Here is a 17,928-nt window from a genome sequence, read left to right on the forward strand (position 1 = left end):
CCAGCCACAACGCCCGCTCCGGGCCCGCCATTTGCCGGCGGGCCCGGAGCGGGCGTGAGAGGCGGAGGGTCGTGAACATAACGTGATCGTAGCGTCACTTTGTGTGTGGTGTGCGACCAACACCGCCCCCGCAACCCGAGCCGGGGTGCGCCGTCAGCCGACCACCGCCAGCTCCCGCTCCGTGGTGTTGAGCCGCCGCCCACCGGTCTCCGTGACCGTCACGATGTCCTCGATCCGTACCCCGAACCGGCCCGGCAGATAGATGCCGGGCTCCACGGAGAAGCACATGCCGGGCACCAGCGGCAGTTCCTCGCCCTCGACCATGTAGGGCGGCTCGTGGGTGGTGACGCCGATGCCGTGGCCGGTGCGGTGGATGAAGTACTTCCCGTACCCGGCGTCGGTGATCACCGCGCGGGCCACCCGGTCCACGTCCTGGCACGCGATGCCGGGGCGCACCGCCTCACAGGCGGCCCGCTGCGCCGCGTGCACCAGTTCGTGGACGCGCCGCTCCTCCTCGGTGGGCTCACCGACATGCACGGTGCGCGAGGTGTCGGACCCGTAGCCCTCGTACAGACCGCCGAAGTCGAGCACGACCATGTCGCCGTTCTCGATGACCCGTGTCCCCGCCTCGTGGTGGGGGTTGGCGCCGTTGGGCCCGGAGCCGACGACGGTGAAGTCGACCTGGGAGTGCCCGAAACCGCGCAGCAGCCCGGCGAGGTCGGCGGCGACCTCGGTCTCCCGGCGGCCCGCGAAGGGCACCTTCTTGATCTCCTCGTACGTGGCGTCGGCCGCCGCGCCCGCCGCCGCGAGCCGCTCCACCTCGCGCGCGTCCTTCACCGCGCGCAGCATCGGGAGCGCGTTCGTCAACGGCGCGTAGGAGGTGCCGGGCAGGGCCTCCTGGAGGCCGATGAGGTGCAGGGCCCAGGTGTTGTCGCTGACGCCGTAGCGGCCGTCGGGGGCGAGCGCGGGCGCGGTCACGCCGTACGGATCGACGCCGTCCGTCCAGTCGCGCAACGTCAGCGCGGGCGCGCCGACGGCCTTCTCCGCGTCGGGCGCCTCCAGCGTGGGCACGACGAGCACGGGTTCCGCGTCCGGGGTGAGCACCAGGAGGGTCAGCCGCTCGGTGTCGGCCGGCGGCCGGTACCCGGTCAGCCACACCATGTCGGGGCCGGGCGCCACGAGTACCCCGGCCAGCCCGGCGCCGACGGCGTCCCGCACCGCGCGGTCCATCCGGGCCCGGTAGTCGTCGGCGGTGAAGGGGGCGGGGTGCGCCGGAGTCCCGGCGCCCGGGTGTGCGGTGGATGCGTCGCTGCCAGTCATACGGCCCATCCTGCCGTCGCCGCCGGGCGCCCCGCGACCCCGTTCTTCGTTCCCCGTCCGACTCTGCCTGTCGGGACCGGCTACACCTTCGGCTGCGTGAAGCGGATGCTGTTGCCGAACGGGTCGCGCAGGCCGCAGTCGATGCCGTACGGGCGCTCCGTCGGCTCCTCGGTGAACTCGACGCCGCGGGCCCGCAGCGTCTCGTACGTCTTGCGGCAGTCGTCCGTGCTGAAGATGAGCGAGCCGCCCGTGGCTCCCTTGGTCACCAGTTCGCGGACCTGCTCCGCCGTCTCCTCGGACATCGCCGGGGGACCCGGCTTCTCCAGCAGGATCTGGCGGTCGGGGTGGCCGGGGACGTTGACGGTCAGCCAGCGCATGAAGCCCATGTCGACGTCGGCGCCGACTTCGAGGCCGAGCGTGCCGACGTAGAAGTCGAGTGCCGTGTCCTGGTCGAGTACGTAGATCTGCGAGTGCGTGATTGCGTTGAACATGTTCCTCACGCTACGGCGCGGCCGGCGTGAAAACTTGTCCAGAACTGCTCGGTCGCGTCCACGCCTTCGTGAAGCACGTCGGCACGCTCATCGCGGCGAGCGCCGCTTCCCTGTGCTCCCTGTGCTCCCGGCGTTCCTTGCGGTAGGCCCTGGGCGGCCGGCCGACGATGTCGTGGAAGGTGCGGCTGAAGGTCGCCGGACTGCCGAAGCCGACTTCGTAGCAGATGTCCGTCACACTGCGGTCGGTCTCCCGCAGGAGGAACATCGCGCGCTCGACGCGCCGGCGCTGGAGATAGCGGTGCGGCGTCTCGCCGAAGGTGGTGCGGAAGGTGCGGGAGAAGTGCGCCGGTGAGACATGCGCGATCCGGGCCAGCGCCGGTACGTCAAGGGGCTGCGCGTAGTCGCGGTCCATCGCGTCCCGTACGCGCAGCATGCGGCGGTTGGTCTCTTCCTCGGCGCGGCCCACGGCACCATCACACCACGGGCCTGCTAGGCGTGGTCGGTCGGATGCGTGTGCAGCCGGGCCCAGAAGGTGGTCGAGTCTCCCCCCTCGTATCCATGGGCCTGGGACAGGGCGGCGACGATGGACAGACCACGGCCGCATTCGCCGAAGTGGTCGGGATCCGCGCCCAGCTCAACTCCCAGGTCCATATCGAGATCCAGGTCCAGATCCAGTTCGGGCCCCTTCGTCGGGAAGGGGACGTGGCCCTGGTCGCTGACGCTGATCGTCAGGGCCCCCTGCCCCCGGTGGAGTGCGATGTGGACCGGACTTCGGCCGTGGCGGATCGCGTTGGTCACCAGTTCGCACACGACCAGCACGGCGTCGTCGACGGTGGCACGCGGCAGCCGCCACCGCTCAAGTACCCCGGCAGCCTTCCTGCGGGTATGAGCGGCCTGCGCGAGATCGGTGTCCGGCAGGGACCAGACATGCCGGTCCGCGGTGGGAAGCAGGCTCAGGGCGGTGGCCTGAGCGGCCAGAATCTCCATGATCCTCTCCTGGGGACGAAACTTTCCAGGTCCCACAGAACCCCCTGCCGTCACTCCACGGAAGGGCCGGTTGGTGACCGGACATCTGAGTGTCCGGTCCCTCGGCGCGCCGCCACGGCCGCGCGGAGGCACGATGGAAAGCGCGAATCGGCGGCGACGCCGCCGTACGCGCGGGGCCCGGAGGTGGCGAGATGGCGAGAGCGGAGCTGCCCCCGCAGTCGGACATGCCAAAGATCATGCGTACGTGGCGGGCCCGCCGGAATCTCGACGACGTCCCCGGTATGAGCGCCCTGCCCCGCCACCGGCACCGGCGCGGCGGGCTCACCCAGTCGATCATGGCCGACCTGCTCGGCGTCGACGAGCGGCACTACCGCCGCCTCGAACACGGTGAGGGGCGCATCAGCAAGGACCTGGTCAGGGAGTGCGCCCGCATTCTGGGCCTGAACCCCGCCGAGGCGTCCGCCCTGTACGTCTGGTCCGGTCACCAGCCCCCGCAGGCGGTCGTCCCGCAGCACCCCGACGTCCCGGACGACCTCCTCGGGATGCTGCACCGGATCGGCCACGGCGCCTACTGGAGCGACGACACGTACACCGTGCTCGCCTACAACCGCCGCGCCGCCTGGCACTGGCCGTGGATGCAGCGGCCCGGCGCCAACATCATGGAGGAACTGCTCGCCCCCTCGTCCCAGGGGCGCGAGCAGTGCCGGCGGTGGGAGACCCACTGGGCGCCGTACATGGTCGCCGAGCTGCGCCGCAGCGCCGTCGTGGACCGGGACAACGACGGGATCCAGCGGGTGGTGCGCCGCGTACGGAGATCGGCCGAGGTACGCCGCCTGTGGGACGGGGACGAGCGCGCGGAGATGAGCCTCCACCCCTACGCCACGGTGCGCCCCATGGAGCTGTTGCTGACCGGCCCCGTCCAGGTGTCGGTCCAGGCGCTGGCCCCGCTCGCCTACCCGGGCCTGCGGATGATCGTCGGGATCCCCGTCGACTTCACGGAGCCTGAGCTGCCGCTGGGGCCGCCGCCCCCGCCACGGCCCGCAGCCGCAGCGCCGTAGTGGTGAAGCCAGGACCGAAGGCGACCGCGACCCCGTCACCGCCCGGGATCCCCGCGTCCACCGTCCGCGCCAGGACGTCCAGCAGCGCGACGCCGCCGAGGTTCCCCCTGGCCAGGGACGCGAGCGAGTGCGTGCCACCGGTCTCCGGGTCGAGCCCGAGCCCGTCCAGGGTGCCCCGGATGATCCCCGGCCCGCCGGGATGCACGGCCGCCCAGTCGACCGGGCGCCCGTCCAGCCACGTGGCCAGATGCGGCAGGACGCGCCCCGCCGCCTTCTTCGCGTCGGGCCCCGAGTCGAAGAAGAGTCCGGCCTCTTCGATCACGCCCCAGTAGGCGTCCTGGCTGTCCGGCAGCACGAACTCCCAGGTCCCGGCCACCTCCAGCGGACCCGCCTCCGCGCCCGCGCCCGCCTCGCTCACCACGGCGGCGCCGCCCGCGTCGCCGAAGAGCCCGCCGTACAGCACCGTCTGGAGGGTGAGCGTACGAGGGTGGTAGAGCGTGCTCAGCGCCTCCGCCGCCACGACCAGCACCCGCGACCCCGGGTGCGCGCGTACGAAACGGGCCGCCTGGACCAGAGCGTGCGCGCCCCCGGCGCACGCCACCGTCGCGAACCCCACCCGCGACACGTCCGGCCGCAGCCCCAACAGCCGTATGAGATCGACGTCCATTCCGGGCACCGTCCACGACGTCGTGTGCGTCGTCACCAGACAGTCCACGTCCCCGGGGGCCAGACCCGCCCCGCGCAGGGACTCCCGCGCCGCGTCCACCGCCAGCGGTCGCGCACCCTCGTACGCCGCGCGCGACCGGTCACCGACGCCCGTGCGCTCCCCGGTCTCGGCCAGGGGCGCGACCCAGGGCCGGGTCCGCACACCGGTATGCCCCAGCATCCGCAGCCACAGGGCCAGCTTGGGGTGGGCGGGATGGCGTCCGCGAAGATCGCCGGCTATCTCTTCCGTGCTCACCCAGTACGGCGCGGTCCGCACCACCGGGCGGCTGACGACGACGGCCACGGGGACCTCCTCGGAGACTGCTCGTGCTCCACAGTAAGCCGACACGCCCTAGCGTGGTCGGGTGGGGGACGGATGCCGGGTGGGGGACGAATGCTGTGCCGACCCCGAGAAGGAGTAGCGAGATGGCTGACAAGCCCGCGATCGTCCTGGTCCACGGTTTCTGGGGCGGAGCCGCCCACTGGGGCCACGTCATCACCGAGCTGAACCGCCGCGGCCACGGCTCGCTGCACGCGGTGGAACTGCCGCTGACCTCGCTCGCCGACGACGCCGAGCGCACCGCCAGGATGGTCCGCCAGATCCCGGGGCCCGTGCTGCTGGTCGGCCACTCCTACGGCGGCGCGGTCATCACCGAGGCGGGCGGCCTGCCGAACGTCACCGGCCTCGTCTACGTCGCCGCGTTCGCCCCGGACGCCGGGGAGAGCCCCGGCCAGATCACCCAGGAACTGGCGCCCGCCGCCGCCGACAACCTCGTCCCGGACTCCGACGGGTACCTGTGGATCAAGCAGGACAAGTACGCCGAGAGCTTCTGCCAGGATCTGCCCGCCGACGAGGCCCTGATCATGGCCGTCACCCAGAAGGCCCCGCTCGCCTCCACCTTCGGCGACAACGTCACCACTCCCGCGTGGCGTTCGAAGCCGTCCTGGTACCAGGTCTCCACCGAGGACCGAATGATCCACCCCGACAACGAACGCCGCATGGCCCAGCGGATGAACCCCCGCAAGACGGTCGAACTTCCCGCCGGTCACGCCTCGTTGGCCTCCCGCCCGGGGGAAGTGATGGATCTGATCGAGCTGGCCGTGGCCGGCTGAGCCGGTGGATGATGTCGCTCATGGAAGAACGGCCATGAGCGACATCACCCCCGCCGACCGGTGGGCACTGCTGCCCGCCGGCATTCGTGAGCAAGCCGACGGATACGTCCTCCAGGACGCCCGCATGCGGGCGATCCGCGTCGTCTTCGAGGCCGGGCGGGCGCGGGGGATGGGCCTGCACGAGGCCCAACTCGTCGTGCACGAGCGGTATCTGCGGTACGGCGACAGCATCGCCCGCACTCCCCGGAGCCCGATCGACCTGGAGTCCCTGGCCGCCCGCGCCGCCGGGCTGCCCGGCCGGGTCGTGGCCGTCGAGGCCGTCTGGGACGGCGACACCGTCCACGACTGGTTCGTGGATCTGCTCGCCGTCACCGCCGAACCCGCCGGTGAGCACCGGCTGGCCACCATCCACACGGACCCGGCTGCCGCCGCCGGCCGGGCCGGCCGCGCCCTCGCCGCCCGTCTCGCCGTGCCCTTCCACTTCGCGAGTCCGGACACCCCGGACGACGAGGCACCCCGCCGGCGCCCCTGAGCGACGTCGAGCGCCCTCCGAGCCCACCGGTACACGGCCCGTACAGCACGAACCTGTACGGGCTTTCGCCGCTCAACCCGCGCCCGGATCGGGCAGCCTTGGCCCATGAGTGCGCGCCGTTCGCGCCCCCCGCGCCGTCCGAGCAGCCGTAGGAGGCATCAAATGGGTTGGTACGCCGAGGAGTTCGGGTCGTCCCACGAAGGCCGGGCAGGGGTCCTGCTGGCGGACGGGAGTGAGCCGGGGCCGGTGTATCTGGACACCGGGAGCGGCGCCGACATTCACCGGAGCACCGACTGGCAGCTGTACGACGGGCGGTTCGGCCCGGTCGCGGCGTATCTGCGGGGTGCCTGCGCCTGCGGCTGGCGTGGTGAGCGGCGCTACCCGGTCGACTGGGACGAGGTGGACTTCGACAGCGAGGACGACCCGGCAGGACCGCACGACGACTGGGCCGCGCACATGGACGAGGTGGAGTCGCGGACGGTCCCGCTGCCCGTGGAGCTGGAGGAGCTGATCGAACGGCTGTCGAAGGGGATGGCCGCCCTGACGCGGGACTCGCCGCTGGCCGCGCTGCGGGCGGTGGCGGAGCTGGAGCGCACCGTCGAACGCCTGGGCCGCCGCGCAGCGTTCACGGCCCAGGCCGACGATCTGTCCTGGGCCACGATCGGCACGGCTCTCGGCGTCAGCGAGAAAGAGGCCCGCGCGCGGCTGGCCCGCTACAGCCGTGACTACTGATCCACCTTAGCCGGGTCCCGGTCCCGGTCCGCGCGGCCTCCGGCTGCCAGCAGGATCCCCCCGAGCACGGCGGCCCCGGCCGCCGACGCCGCGGCCGTCAGCCGAAGCCCCTGGGGCACGTCGTCCACCGTCCGGCGCGCACCGTCCTCCATGACGCACTCCGTGCGCAGCGTGAGGAAGTCGACCCCGTAGTCCACCGCCCCCGTCAACTGCTCACGGCACGGGTGGTTGTAGGGGAACGGCGCCGAGTCCGTCCCGCCGTCCTCCGCCACGGTCATCGTCAGCAGGAGAATGACGACCCCCATCGAGTACGCGGCCGTCGCCGTGGCCGCGCAGACGAAGGCGGGCACGACGGCAACGCGGCGCCATCCCGACCACTGCCCGCCCCCCGGCAGGACGGCGGCGAGGCCGCGGAGCAGGAAGAACACGATCAGCGCGAGAGCACCGAGCAACACCGCCGGTACGAACAGGATCACGTGGGCTCTTTCCGATCGACACCGCTGGGCTCCGCTGGTGACGGTCATCCTGGCCGCAGCCGTTGCGCCGCGACCCCAACTGTGTTCCAGATCACCTGACTTCGGCGTAAGGCGAGACGCGTGACGCGTGACTGGTGACGCGTGAAGGTCACCCCCGCGAACGCGCACCGTAAATAGGTGGCGGGCCCGGCCGCGTACGCGTTAGGTTCCCCGTGTTCCGAAGGGCGATCCGTCCCTCGGCCGTGCCGTGTGTGTTCCAGGAGGTGTGTACCGATGGCTGTCCCCGCGACGGGCGTTGCCCGCAATCAGCTGATCGTTCGTGTCACTTCCGTGGTCTCCGGCTGACCTTCCACATCTCCCGCGCCTCACCGGCACGGGTCTCACGTGCGCCGGGGCCGCCCTTGTGAAGGGTTTCCCCTTGTCTTTCCCCACTGCCTCTTCCGAGGCTTCTTCCGTTTCACATCCGCTCGCCCCCTACGGCTGGGACGACGCCTGGGAGGCGGAGTTCACCCCGTACGCCGCCCAGGGCCTGCTGCCCGGACGCGTCGTACGGGTCGACCGCGGGCAGTGCGATGTCGCCGTTCCCGGCGGCACGGTGCGGGCCGACACCGAGTTCGTGGTGCCGCGCGACCCCATGAAGGTCGTGTGCACCGGGGACTGGGCCGCGGTCGACCCCGGCGGCGATCCGCGGTACGTGCGGACGCTGCTGCCGCGTCGTACCGCGTTCGTACGGTCCACCTCGTCCAAGCGTTCCGAGGGCCAGATCCTCGCGGCCAACGTCGACCACGCGATCATCGCAGTCCCGCTCGCCGTCGAGCTGGACCTGGGGCGGGTCGAGCGCTTCCTGGCGCTGGCCTGGGAGAGCGGCGCCCAGCCGCTCGTCGTGCTCACCAAGGCCGACCTCGTCCCGGACCCGACCGGCCTGTCGTATCTCGTCGAGGACGTGGAGACCTCGGCACCCGGCGTGCAGGTGCTCGCCGTCAGCTCGGCGACCGGGGAGGGCATCGACGTGCTGACGGCCCTCGTCGCGGGGCGTACGAGCGTGCTGCTCGGCGTCTCGGGCGCCGGGAAGTCGACCCTCGCCAACGCCCTTCTCGGTGAGGACGTCATGGAGGTCCAGGCCACCCGTGACGCCGACGGCAAGGGCCGGCACACCACGACCACCCGCAATCTCCTCGTGCTGCCCGGCGGCGGCGTGCTCATCGACACCCCCGGACTGCGGGGCGTCGGGCTGTGGGACGCAGGGCAGGGCGTGGGGCAGGTCTTCGCCGAGATCGAGGAGCTGGCCGAGGGGTGCAGGTTCCACGACTGCGCCCATGGCAGCGAGCCGGGTTGCGCGGTGCTCGCCGCGCTGGAGGACGGTTCGCTGTCCGAGCGGCGGCTGGAGAGCTACCGCAAGCTGCTGCGGGAGAACCAGCGCATCGTCGCCAAGACCGACGCCCGGCTGCGGGCCGAGATCGCGCGCGACTGGCGGCTCAAGGCCGCGGAGGGCCGCGCGGCCATGGAGGCCAAGCGGGGCCGTATCCGCTAGGCGGTAACGCTCGCACCCGCGTCACCCAGGCCGGGCTCCCGATCCGGGGGCCCGGCCGCCCACGGTCGTGTCCGAATCCCGCCAGTGCCGACGCCGGACCCGGGGCACACTGGACGGTGTGATGGACGAGGAGACCAGGTACGAGGCGGTGGCCAGCCGCGACGCACGGTTCGACGGGGCGTTCTTCTTCGCCGTGGAGACCACCGGCATCTACTGCCGGCCCAGCTGTCCGGCGGTCACCCCCAAGCGCAAGAACGTCCGCTTCTACCCCACCGCCGCCGCGGCCCAGGGCAACGGCTTCCGCGCCTGCCGCCGGTGCCGGCCCGACGCCGTACCCGGATCGGCGGAGTGGAACGTACGGGCCGATGTCGTCGGCCGCGCCATGCGCATGATCGGCGACGGCGTCGTGGACCGCGAGGGCGTGCCCGGACTGGCCGGGCGCCTTGGCTACAGCACCCGGCAGGTCCAGCGCCAGCTCACCGCCGAACTCGGCGCCGGGCCTGTCGCGCTCGCCCGCGCCCAACGCGCCCACACCGCACGGACGTTGCTCCAGACCACCGTTCTGCCGGTCACCGAGATCGCCTTCGCCGCCGGGTTCGCGAGCGTGCGCCAGTTCAACGACACGATCCGCCAGATCTACGCCCGTACGCCGAGCGGCCTGCGCGCCGAGTCCCACCGCGGGGCCGGTCGCGCCGCGCCCGCGCCGTCCGACGCGGGCATCCCGCTCCGGCTCGCCTACCGCGGCGCCTACGCGGCGCGCGACATGTTCGACCTGCTCGCCCACGAGGCCGTCCCCTTCGTCGAAGAGGTCATCGGTGAGCCCGGCGCCCGCACCTACCGGCGTACGCTGCGCCTGCCCCACGGCCCCGGGATCGTCTCCGTGGACGAAAGACTCCCGGCCGGCGCAGCGGCCCGCTCGGGGTGGCTGGAGGCCCGGATCCACCTCACCGACCTGCGCGATCTCACCACCGCCGTCGGGCGGCTGCGCCGACTGCTCGACCTCGACGCCGATCCGTACGCCGTGGACGAACGCCTCGGCGCCGACCCGCTCCTCGGCCCGCTCGTCGCGGCCCGCCCCGGACTCCGGGCGCCCGGCACCGCCGACCCCGAGGAGTACGCGCTGCGCGTCCACACGGGTCCCGCCGAGGCGCGGCGGCTCGTCGCGGCGTACGGGGAGCCGGTCGACCGCCCGTGCGGCGCCCTCACCCGGCTCTTTCCCGCACCGGCCGCCCTGGTGGACGACCCGGTCGCCGGCCCGCTCGCCACCGCGCTCGCGGAGGGCACCGTACGGCTCGACTCCGGAGCCGGCCGTGAGGAGGCCGAGCGGGCACTGCTCACCGTGCCCGGCGTGACGGCGCGGACGGCCGCGCTGATCCGGATGCGGGGGCTGGGTGATCCCGACGTGGCACCGCACGGCGAACCCGACGACGCGGCGTGGCGGCCATGGCGCTCGTACGCGGTACGGCACCTGCGCACGGTGTCGATGGCGGTCTGACAGCCGCGACCGGCCGGTTACGTGCGCGACCGGCCGCGTACGGTCGCGATCAGCCGGTCTCCTCAAGCCCCCAGCTGTGGATCTTGCGCGGATGGATCCGGATCAGCTCCTCGCTGAAGTGCGGCCCCAACTCGTGCGGCCCGGTGAGCAGTTCGGCCTCACCCCGGATGTCCACACCCCGCACCTTCCAGGGCTTCAGGCTCACGATGTCGTCGACCACCAGCGCCACCCGGGGGTTCGACTGGAGATTGCGCCATTTCTTGGTGGTGCCCAGCGCGTATCCGCCGACCAGGATCGTGCCGTCCGCCTGCGGGAAGAAGCCCACCGGGTTGGCCTGCGGCTGGCCCTTCGGATCGACGGTGGCCAGCCGGCCCAGCCGCTGGGAGGAGAGATACGCGCGCTCGGCCGCGTTGAATTCGGTCATGACTCCAGCCTCACACGCCCGCCCCGGCCCCGCTCGGCGCCATCACCCCGCAACCCGGCCCCGCTACAATCCGGGCCTGAACGCACAGGCTTTCCGGGGGAGTCCAACGTGCTGCGAGTCGATCTCCGTGGACGGGAGCTGAACCGGCTGCGCGTGGCGGACGGAGCCGACGCTCTGTGGGAGGCCGCGCTCAGCCTGCATCTGCTCCAGAACCAGCATGTCCCAGCCGCCTTCGCGCCCTGGCGGCGCGAGGTCCGCTCGGCCCTGGAGCGTGCCGGACTCGCCTCGGCCGTAAGGGAGTTGACGCTCCTGTGCCCCTCGGCCGAGTACTTCCCCGACTTCCTCACCCCGGGCCGGGGCGAGCTGGACCTCGACATCGGGGTGGACCAGCTGCTGTCAACTCCCCGCCGCCGCCTGGTCGCTGATCTCGCCCGACTCTACGCGCGAAGACGCGGGCCGGTCCCGGCCACCGTACGGCGGCTGGCCGAGGGGGACCCGGAGACGCTGCGTTGGCTCGGGTCGACCCTGCGGCGCTACTACGCGGTCGCCGTGACGCCCTATCTGCCCGCCATCCGGGCCCAGGCCGCCGCCGACCGGTCCCGGCGCGCCGAGGCCGTGCTGAGCGGGGGAGCGGAGGGGCTGCTGGCCAGTTACGAGGAGATGCCCGGCTGGCGCTGCGAGGAGGGGATCCTGCGTACGCCGTACCCGGTCAGCCGCGAACTCCAGCTGTCGGGGCAGACGTTGACCCTCGTACCGGGATTCTTCTGCGTCGGTACGCCGCTGGCCCTCGTGGACGACGAGCTTCCCCCGGTGCTGGTCCACCCGCTCTCCCCGGCGCCCGGCTGGCTGACGCGCCACCGGCTGGGTGAGGCGGCGCCGCCGGTGGCCCAGCTGATCGGCACCTCGCGCGCCCGGCTGCTGGAACTGCTGGACCGGCCGATGACGACGACGGGTCTGGCGGGGGCGCTGCGGATGGCTCCGTCGACGGCGAGCCGGCACGCCTCCGTCCTGCGTGAGGCGGGCCTGCTCACCTCGCACCGGCACGGCAACCGGATGATGCACCACCGCACCCAGCTGGGCAAGGCCCTGCTGGACGGCCCCGCCCGCTGAGGCGGTGGTGCGTCAACCACGCGTCAACTACCGCTGAAACGTCAGCAGTTGGGCACGCCCGGCAGCCAGGCGTCAGAGACGTCGATGAAGATGTTCGAGATGTAGCCGCCGTAGTCCGGCAGATAGGACCAGGCGTCGTTGCTGTATCCCTGGTAGTTGACCAGCTGACCGCGCTTCTGGCACTGGACCTTGACCGATGTCGGCCCCGCCAGGCTGGCGACCTGCGCCGAGGTGGTCGTCGCGTCCTTACGGATGCTCACGCCGGTGCCCCAGGTGGGGAACGAGGTGCCGGGGCCGGGGCCCGGGTCACCGCTGCCGCCGTTGACCAGCGACATGTAGTAGGTCCAGTTCCAGTTCGCACCGGGGTCGGAGTGGTCGTTGCCCGGTACCTCGCTGTGCCCCACGACACCCGTACGGGTGCGCGGGATGCCGTACTTCGCGGTGAGGTGGCGCGTCAGCGCGGCCGACGAGCGGTACATCGAATCGGTGAACCAGGACGGGTCGGCGACGAAGCCCTCGTGCTCGATGCCGATGGAGCTGGGGTTGGCCGAGCGCGCGTGCCAGGCGGTGTTGGCGTCGCGGACCATCTGGGTGACCTGGCCGTCCGAAGAACGGATCACATAGTGCGCGCTGACCTGTGAGGACGGGTTCTGGAACCAGCTGATGGAGCCGGCGTACGACCCCTGGGTCACATGCACGACAACCTTGTTGATCGCCGCCGTACGACCGGTCTGGTAGTTCGACGTGCTCGCCGGGACCCAGAGCGCCGGCCCGTAGTCGTCGCTCAGCACACCGAGGTCGGAGGCGATGCTCGCGTACCTGCCACGGTCCGGTGTCACCTTGCGGCCCTTGACGAGGACCTGCTCGTTGCCGTCGACCTGCGCGCGTAGACCCTTGTTGAGCAGGTCGTACGCGGTGTCCGCGTACAGCCGCGCCGTACGGTCGTTCGCCGCGGCGCCGTACTCGGCCGCGACCGGGTACCACCGGGGGAGCGAGTCGCGCTCGGTGGCGTCCAGACCCTGCTCGTCGGCGACGGCGCGCAGGACGGCCGCGGCGCCCCGGATGTTGGCCGCCGTGTCCTTCTTCAGCTCGGCGACGGACGCGCCGGTCAGCTTCGCGGCCTTCTCGAGCGTCTGCTGCTTCGGCTGGCTGACCAGGTGCATCACGCCGTAGCCGTTCGCCTGGCTCGGCTCGCCGCCGTGGCCGTCGAGATGCGTCTCGCCGTATCCGACGGCGACGAGCAGATCACGGGGGACGTCGAACTCGGCGGCGGCCTTGGAGAACGCGGTGTTCATGGCGCCGGAGCCGGCGGCCGGTGCGGCGGCGCCGCCGGGGTACGGCGCGGCGCCCGCGCTCTGGCCGGTGAGGGCCAGCGACGCGGCGACCACCGTGCCGAGGAGCGCGGCCTGACCGCGTTTCCAACGTGTCGTCAAGGTCATCGAACTACTCTCCGCTCTCGGACGCGCGGGTCTTCTGCCGGCGCGCACCGGTGGGGGGCTAGGGCCTGTCCGGCGGATCTGCGGGGGCCCGGGACGTCTGGCACGGCACCTCGCCGCGTTGCCGAAGTGCCCACAGGAAACCACCCTGTGGGCACTTCGGCGCCTTGCGATGCACCGCACCAGACGCCCCGGGCTGATCCCCGAATATCCGCCGGACAGGCCCTAGGCGGGGTGAGGAACTGTCAACTCCGCCATGGTGGGGTGCTGACTTGTCAGGGGCAAGACATTTCTTCTCCGACGAAAGGCGCTGCCCGGTCGTTGTGACCTTCGGCGCCCGCGCCTACTTTTGCCGGGTCTCGCAGCGGTCGCGGCTCGCCGCCCCGACACGTGCTGCTTCCCCCACACCCGGAGGCATTCGTGACTCGTCTCAGACGCCTATCGACCACATTCGCCGGCGCGCTCCTCGTACTCGTCGGGATCCTGACGGTACCCGCCGGAGCCGCCGAAACCGCCGAAGCGGGCGCCGCCGACACGGCCGTCGCGGCCGCGGGGCCCAACTTCAAGGCCCCCTACCCGTGCGGCCAGCGGTGGACCTACAGCCACCACTCCGCCGAGGTCCGCCGCGCGCTGGACTTCGTACGCGCCGACGGCGGCACCACCAACGGCACCCCGGCCCTCGCGTCGGCCGCCGGCACCGCGACCCGGCACAGCCAGCCCAGTGGCGCCGGCAACTACATCTCGATCGACCACGGCGGCGGCTGGCAGACGTACTACTTCCACCTCGGCTCCTTCTCGGTGGCCAGCGGACAGTTCGTCAACCAGGGCCAGCAGATCGGCACCACCGGCTCCAGCGGCAACTCCTCCGGCCCCCATCTGCACTACGAGCAGCTGCTCAACGGTGTCGGGCAGAACATCGTCATCAACGGCGGCGGCCTCCCCTACCCCGGCAGCTACAACCAGCACTACCTCACCAGTGACAACGGCTGCGGCGGCGGAGGCGGCGGCACCCCGTTCACCACCTGGGGCACCGGCGTCAGCGTGCGCGCCGACGCACGGCTGAACGCCGCCGTCGTGACCCGGCTGGCCGGCCCCACCAACGTCCACGTGCTCTGCCAGAAGCAGGGCGACACCGTGAACGCCGAGGGGTACAGCAACAACTGGTGGAGCAAGCTGCGCGACCAGGGCGGCTTCATGTCCAACATCTACATCGACCATCCCGCGGCCCAGCTCCCGGGCGTACCCATCTGCTGACGGACCATCAGCACGCGCGTGGCCCCGGCGGCTAGGGCGTGTCCGCGAAGTAGCGTCGTCCGCCCGCAGGGCGGGGCTCGCGGCGTCTGGTGCGTGCGCTCGCAAGGCGGAGGATCATCCTCGTACTGGGCGTACTTGGATGACTCCGACAACGCGGCGAGCGCGCGTGCCAGGCGTCGTGAGCCAGACGGGACTTTGCGGACACGCCCTAGGTGGGCAGACCCCACCGGGCCGCCGGGGCGTTCGGCCCGACCGGCCGGATACGCAGCGCCGGCCGGTCACCGGCCGCGGTGATCAGCGCCGCCTCCCCCTTGCCCAGCGCGATCCGCAGGGACCCGTCGGCCGACTCCTCGTACGCCAGCGGCCGGCCCCGCCGGTCACGCACATCCACCGGGCCCTCGATGCCGTGCCGTACGACGCACGGCGCGCCCGCCTCGCTGGTGATCCTGACCCAGCGCGTACGGCCCTCCTCGCGGACCGCGCTGAGCAGGAACGCGCCCTCGGTACGGAAGTCGTGCACCACCAGCTCGCGCCACGCGGCCGGCACCGCCGGGAAGACCCGCACCACCCCGCCCCACGACTGGCAGACCATGTCGTGCACCGACTGGGCCGCCGACAGCGGGGTCTCGATGACCGGCCCCGACTCCTTGTACATCGTGTTCGGCTGGATGAAGCGGGCCATCAGCTCACCGAGATGGCCCAGCGCGTCGTCGCCCTTGCCCAGCAGCGCCGACATCGAGGCGGCGCCGGTGAAGGTGTAGCCCTGGAGCGCGCCCTCGAAGCTGATCCAGTGGGCGAGCGACGTCTCGATCAGGGCGCGCTCCTCGGCGGTGCGGCCGGTGATCTCGTACAGCGGGTAGACCGCCAGCAGATGCGAGTAGTGCCGGTGCGACTTCGCGAACGGCACCGTCGCGCCGATCATGAAACCGCTCTCGTCCGTCGGATACGGCACGAGCCGGGCCTCGACCTCCTGCCAGCGCGGCGCCAACGGGTCCTTGACGCCCAGCAGTTCGGCGGCCGACAGCAGCGTCCGGCAGCCCCAGCGCAGCAGCATCAGGTCGTAGTTGCAGTCCGCCGAGTTGACCCCGTACTCGGGCGACGAGGTCGCGGGCAGATGCAGCTTGCCGTCCGGACCGGTGTCGAGGAAGTGCAGGTAGTAGTTGACGGCCTTGCGCAGGAGCGGGAACAGGACGTCGCGCAGGATCGACTCGTCCATCGTGTGGCGGTAGCTGAGCCACACGTTGTGCAGCGCCCAGACGAGGTTGCCGACCTCCGGTGTCGGCGGGTCCTGGCCGGGGACGCCGACACCGAAACCCTGGTCGGGCGGGGTCGGGCCGCCGTTGACCAGACGGGCGTCGGTGGTACGGGGGACACCGGCCGAGTCGGTTCGGTAGGGCGCCGGGACCTCCGCCGTGAGCTGGTCCCGGTACTCGCTCAACGCGCGGGTGACGGCGTCGAGTTCGAGATGGTTGGAGCCGTGGATCAGCCAGTACTCCAACTGCACGTTGAGATTCCACCAGGTGGCCGGCCAGGGCGTGGACTCCAGCCACGGACCGCACGTCGCCATCACCGGCGCGTCCTTGCGGGCGGCCGAGGCGATCTTGTAGAGCTGGATCCAGTAGAAGCTCTGGAGCCGCGCGTCGGGCAGGGAGAGGAAGCTCTTTCGGTAGTAGCGCTGCCAGCTCACCCGGTGCGGCAGGACGAAGAGGTCGTACGGCGCGAGCGCGGCGGCCCGTACCGTACGCAGCGCCCGGTCCCGGGCCGTGGTGCGCGGGTGGGAGTGGGTCACCGACACGTACAGCGTGCGGCTGCCGTGCCGTTCACGCTCGCGCCAGGCGGTTACGTACTGGCCGCCCGCGCGCAACGGCTGGACGGCGGCGGTCAGTTGGCCGAGCGCGTCGTCGTGGTCCTCGATCAGGGCGGGCGGATTGGCCTCGTACCCCTGGGGGATGGGCTTGTGCGCGGCCCGCGGGCTGATCGAGACGGCCGGGTGGAAGACCCAGCGGAAGCCGCGCTCGCCCCGGCTCGGGGTGATCTCGACGGCGAGGACGGACGCCGACGTGTGGAGAGACGCGCGCAGCCGCAGCGTGCCCTTGTCGGTGGTGAGCGTGCCGGTCAACTCGGCGTCACGCAGGCGCAGTCGCCAGTCGACACCGGTGATGGTGCCGACGGGCTCCAGGGTGAAGTGCCCGACGGGCAGCCGGGCGAGACCGAAGAGGGACCCGAACTCCGGCCGGTGGTCCTGCACTTCGGAGTGCTGCACGGTGAAACGGACCGCGTTCCCGCCCGGCTCGGCGTAGATCCCGGAGCCCAGGAAGCCGTTGCCGAGGAACGGTCCCTCGAACCAGGTGGCGGGCATGGTCCGCCAGAGGGGATCGGCGTCGTCGAGGACGGCACGCCAGCTGTCCTCCGCGGCCTGCGGCTCGACGGCCGGCGCCGCTGCCGACCCCGGTGGTGCTGCCGAGGCCTGCGCGGGCACGGCGGCCATGCCTCCGACGGCGAGCGCGCCACCGATCGCGGTGCCGCCGGCGAGAACGTCTCGTCGGGACGGGGTCGTGCTCATGGCGCCTCCCGTTGGATGAATTCATCCGAGCTATCTCTGGACGGAAGGTAGAGGTGAGGCGCAGGCGCGTCAATACGGCGGGAGAGATCGGATGTGTAGCGGGACATGAGAGGTGAGGCGGCGTCAGTAGCCCCGCCACACGTTGTCGAAGGCCGCCTCCTCGATGGACCGGCGCTGCCGTTCGGCCTCCAGGTCCCGCAGCGCGTTGTCGACGGCGGCCAGTACGGTCGCCACCGCCTCCCCGGCCGCCTCGGGGGGATCCTCGCCCCGCTGCTCGCGGAGGCCGACCGCCGCACCGAGCCAGCCGAGGACCGGCTCGTCCGCCGTCCAGCGTTCCAGCGCCGCGCTGCGGGCGGGGGTGTCGGCCAGCACGGACCGGCCGCCGCCGAGGGGGAGCCGGCGTGAGCGGTGCTGCCGGGTGATCTGTTCCTCGGCCGTCAGCGCCGCGAGGTAGCCGGCGGCCAGGCCGCGGCCTCTGCGCCACAGCCAGTCCTCGACCCTCTCGTACGGCGCCTCCCGGACGAGACCGGACGCCGCCTCACCTCTCATGTCCCGCTACACATCCGATCTCTCCCGCCGTATTGACGCGCCTGCGCCTCACCTCTACCTTCCGTCCAGAGATAGCTCGGATGAATTCATCCAACGGGAGGCGCCATGAGCACGACCCCGTCCCGACGAGCCGTTCTCGCCGGCGGCACCGC

At 72.0% G+C, this 17,928-nt stretch carries 18 protein-coding genes; 8 read left to right on the top strand and 10 right to left on the bottom strand.

Annotated elements, in window-relative coordinates; genetic code table 11:
* Window positions 1-153 precede the first annotated feature (153 nt).
* The 4 genes from BHU15_RS03080 to BHU15_RS03095 form a co-directional block, all read right to left on the bottom strand.
* The gene (locus BHU15_RS03080) at window positions 154-1,320 is read right to left on the bottom strand and encodes an aminopeptidase P family protein (protein WP_069625735.1); all 1,167 of its coding nucleotides are present in this window, start codon (window positions 1,318-1,320) and stop codon (window positions 154-156) included.
* A gap of 80 nt (window positions 1,321-1,400) precedes the next feature.
* Entirely contained in the window at window positions 1,401-1,811 is a 411-nt protein-coding gene (locus tag BHU15_RS03085; protein WP_023537787.1) for a VOC family protein, read from the bottom strand.
* A 10-nt stretch (window positions 1,812-1,821) separates the two neighbouring features.
* Window positions 1,822-2,277, bottom strand: a complete 456-nt coding sequence (locus tag BHU15_RS03090) for a helix-turn-helix domain-containing protein (RefSeq protein WP_171908302.1) — start codon at window positions 2,275-2,277, stop codon at window positions 1,822-1,824.
* Window positions 2,278-2,300: 23 nt separating this feature from the next.
* A complete protein-coding gene (locus BHU15_RS03095) occupies window positions 2,301-2,798 on the bottom strand; it encodes an ATP-binding protein (protein WP_069625736.1) in 498 nt (165 codons plus the stop codon).
* Window positions 2,799-2,989: 191 nt separating this feature from the next.
* Between BHU15_RS03095 and BHU15_RS03100 the strand changes: the two genes are divergently transcribed.
* The gene (locus tag BHU15_RS03100) at window positions 2,990-3,856 is read left to right on the top strand and encodes a helix-turn-helix domain-containing protein (RefSeq protein ID WP_069625737.1); all 867 of its coding nucleotides are present in this window, start codon (window positions 2,990-2,992) and stop codon (window positions 3,854-3,856) included.
* On the opposite strand, the gene BHU15_RS03105 is transcribed toward BHU15_RS03100, so the two are convergent.
* Window positions 3,792-4,865: a beta-ketoacyl-[acyl-carrier-protein] synthase family protein gene (locus BHU15_RS03105; protein WP_069625738.1), complete on the bottom strand. Its 1,074-nt coding sequence runs from the start codon at window positions 4,863-4,865 to the stop codon at window positions 3,792-3,794. The genes BHU15_RS03100 and BHU15_RS03105 overlap by 65 nt on opposite strands.
* Before the next feature lie 122 nt (window positions 4,866-4,987).
* Here BHU15_RS03105 and BHU15_RS03110 point away from each other — a divergent pair, with 122 nt between their 5' ends.
* From BHU15_RS03110 to BHU15_RS03120, 3 genes are all read left to right on the top strand, one after another.
* A complete protein-coding gene (locus BHU15_RS03110; protein WP_069625739.1) occupies window positions 4,988-5,674 on the top strand; it encodes an alpha/beta hydrolase in 687 nt (228 codons plus the stop codon).
* A 34-nt stretch (window positions 5,675-5,708) separates the two neighbouring features.
* Window positions 5,709-6,206, top strand: coding sequence for a hypothetical protein (locus BHU15_RS03115; protein WP_069625740.1), 498 nt, complete (start codon window positions 5,709-5,711; stop codon window positions 6,204-6,206).
* 162 nt (window positions 6,207-6,368) lie between these two features.
* Window positions 6,369-6,938, top strand: coding sequence for a hypothetical protein (locus tag BHU15_RS03120; protein WP_069625741.1), 570 nt, complete (start codon window positions 6,369-6,371; stop codon window positions 6,936-6,938).
* Here the strand turns inward: BHU15_RS03120 and BHU15_RS03125 are convergent.
* A complete protein-coding gene (locus tag BHU15_RS03125; protein ID WP_069625742.1) occupies window positions 6,932-7,414 on the bottom strand; it encodes a hypothetical protein in 483 nt (160 codons plus the stop codon). The two genes, BHU15_RS03120 and BHU15_RS03125, sit on opposite strands and share 7 nt — an antisense overlap.
* Before the next feature lie 418 nt (window positions 7,415-7,832).
* Between BHU15_RS03125 and rsgA the strand changes: the two genes are divergently transcribed.
* Complete coding sequence (gene rsgA, locus BHU15_RS03130) at window positions 7,833-8,945, top strand: ribosome small subunit-dependent GTPase A (protein ID WP_069625751.1); 1,113 nt, start codon at window positions 7,833-7,835, stop codon at window positions 8,943-8,945.
* Between the two features lie 121 nt (window positions 8,946-9,066).
* Entirely contained in the window at window positions 9,067-10,440 is a 1,374-nt protein-coding gene (locus tag BHU15_RS03135) for a DNA-3-methyladenine glycosylase 2 family protein (protein ID WP_069625743.1), read from the top strand.
* 49 nt (window positions 10,441-10,489) lie between these two features.
* Here BHU15_RS03135 and BHU15_RS03140 read toward each other — a convergent pair whose 3' ends face one another.
* Window positions 10,490-10,864 (bottom strand): PPOX class F420-dependent oxidoreductase, encoded by a 375-nt coding sequence (locus tag BHU15_RS03140; protein WP_069625744.1) that lies wholly within the window; start codon window positions 10,862-10,864, stop codon window positions 10,490-10,492.
* A gap of 108 nt (window positions 10,865-10,972) precedes the next feature.
* On the opposite strand from BHU15_RS03140, the gene BHU15_RS03145 reads away from it, so the two are divergent.
* Window positions 10,973-11,974, top strand: coding sequence for an ArsR/SmtB family transcription factor (locus BHU15_RS03145; protein ID WP_069625745.1), 1,002 nt, complete (start codon window positions 10,973-10,975; stop codon window positions 11,972-11,974).
* Between the two features lie 41 nt (window positions 11,975-12,015).
* Here BHU15_RS03145 and BHU15_RS03150 read toward each other — a convergent pair whose 3' ends face one another.
* Complete coding sequence (locus tag BHU15_RS03150) at window positions 12,016-13,413, bottom strand: N-acetylmuramoyl-L-alanine amidase (RefSeq protein ID WP_069625746.1); 1,398 nt, start codon at window positions 13,411-13,413, stop codon at window positions 12,016-12,018.
* Window positions 13,414-13,830: 417 nt separating this feature from the next.
* Here BHU15_RS03150 and BHU15_RS03155 point away from each other — a divergent pair, with 417 nt between their 5' ends.
* Entirely contained in the window at window positions 13,831-14,664 is an 834-nt protein-coding gene (locus BHU15_RS03155; protein WP_069625747.1) for a M23 family metallopeptidase, read from the top strand.
* 208 nt (window positions 14,665-14,872) lie between these two features.
* On the opposite strand, the gene BHU15_RS03160 is transcribed toward BHU15_RS03155, so the two are convergent.
* Window positions 14,873-17,227: a glycosyl hydrolase family 95 catalytic domain-containing protein gene (locus BHU15_RS03160; protein ID WP_069625748.1), complete on the bottom strand. Its 2,355-nt coding sequence runs from the start codon at window positions 17,225-17,227 to the stop codon at window positions 14,873-14,875.
* Window positions 17,228-17,350: 123 nt separating this feature from the next.
* Window positions 17,351-17,776, bottom strand: coding sequence for a hypothetical protein (locus BHU15_RS03165; protein ID WP_069625749.1), 426 nt, complete (start codon window positions 17,774-17,776; stop codon window positions 17,351-17,353).
* Window positions 17,777-17,928: the final 152 nt, after the last annotated feature.

This window comes from Streptomyces niveus (assembly GCF_001723055.1).
GTDB classification, from domain to species: Bacteria; Actinomycetota; Actinomycetes; order Streptomycetales; family Streptomycetaceae; genus Streptomyces; species Streptomyces niveus.

Excerpts from the sequence above, each read along its gene's own strand:
- BHU15_RS03080 (WP_069625735.1), bottom strand. The coding sequence starts at position 1,320 with ATGACTGGCAGCGACGCATCCACCGCACACCCGGGCGCCGGGACTCCG.
- BHU15_RS03085 (WP_023537787.1), bottom strand. The coding sequence starts at position 1,811 with ATGTTCAACGCAATCACGCACTCGCAGATCTACGTACTCGACCAGGAC.
- BHU15_RS03120 (WP_069625741.1), top strand. The coding sequence starts at position 6,369 with ATGGGTTGGTACGCCGAGGAGTTCGGGTCGTCCCACGAAGGCCGGGCA.
- BHU15_RS03135 (WP_069625743.1), top strand. The coding sequence starts at position 9,067 with ATGGACGAGGAGACCAGGTACGAGGCGGTGGCCAGCCGCGACGCACGG.
- BHU15_RS03140 (WP_069625744.1), bottom strand. The coding sequence starts at position 10,864 with ATGACCGAATTCAACGCGGCCGAGCGCGCGTATCTCTCCTCCCAGCGG.
- BHU15_RS03095 (WP_069625736.1), bottom strand. The coding sequence starts at position 2,798 with ATGGAGATTCTGGCCGCTCAGGCCACCGCCCTGAGCCTGCTTCCCACC.
- BHU15_RS03150 (WP_069625746.1), bottom strand. The coding sequence starts at position 13,413 with ATGACCTTGACGACACGTTGGAAACGCGGTCAGGCCGCGCTCCTCGGC.
- BHU15_RS03165 (WP_069625749.1), bottom strand. The coding sequence starts at position 17,776 with ATGAGAGGTGAGGCGGCGTCCGGTCTCGTCCGGGAGGCGCCGTACGAG.
- BHU15_RS03100 (WP_069625737.1), top strand. The coding sequence starts at position 2,990 with ATGGCGAGAGCGGAGCTGCCCCCGCAGTCGGACATGCCAAAGATCATG.
- BHU15_RS03160 (WP_069625748.1), bottom strand. The coding sequence starts at position 17,227 with ATGAGCACGACCCCGTCCCGACGAGACGTTCTCGCCGGCGGCACCGCG.
- BHU15_RS03110 (WP_069625739.1), top strand. The coding sequence starts at position 4,988 with ATGGCTGACAAGCCCGCGATCGTCCTGGTCCACGGTTTCTGGGGCGGA.
- BHU15_RS03115 (WP_069625740.1), top strand. The coding sequence starts at position 5,709 with ATGAGCGACATCACCCCCGCCGACCGGTGGGCACTGCTGCCCGCCGGC.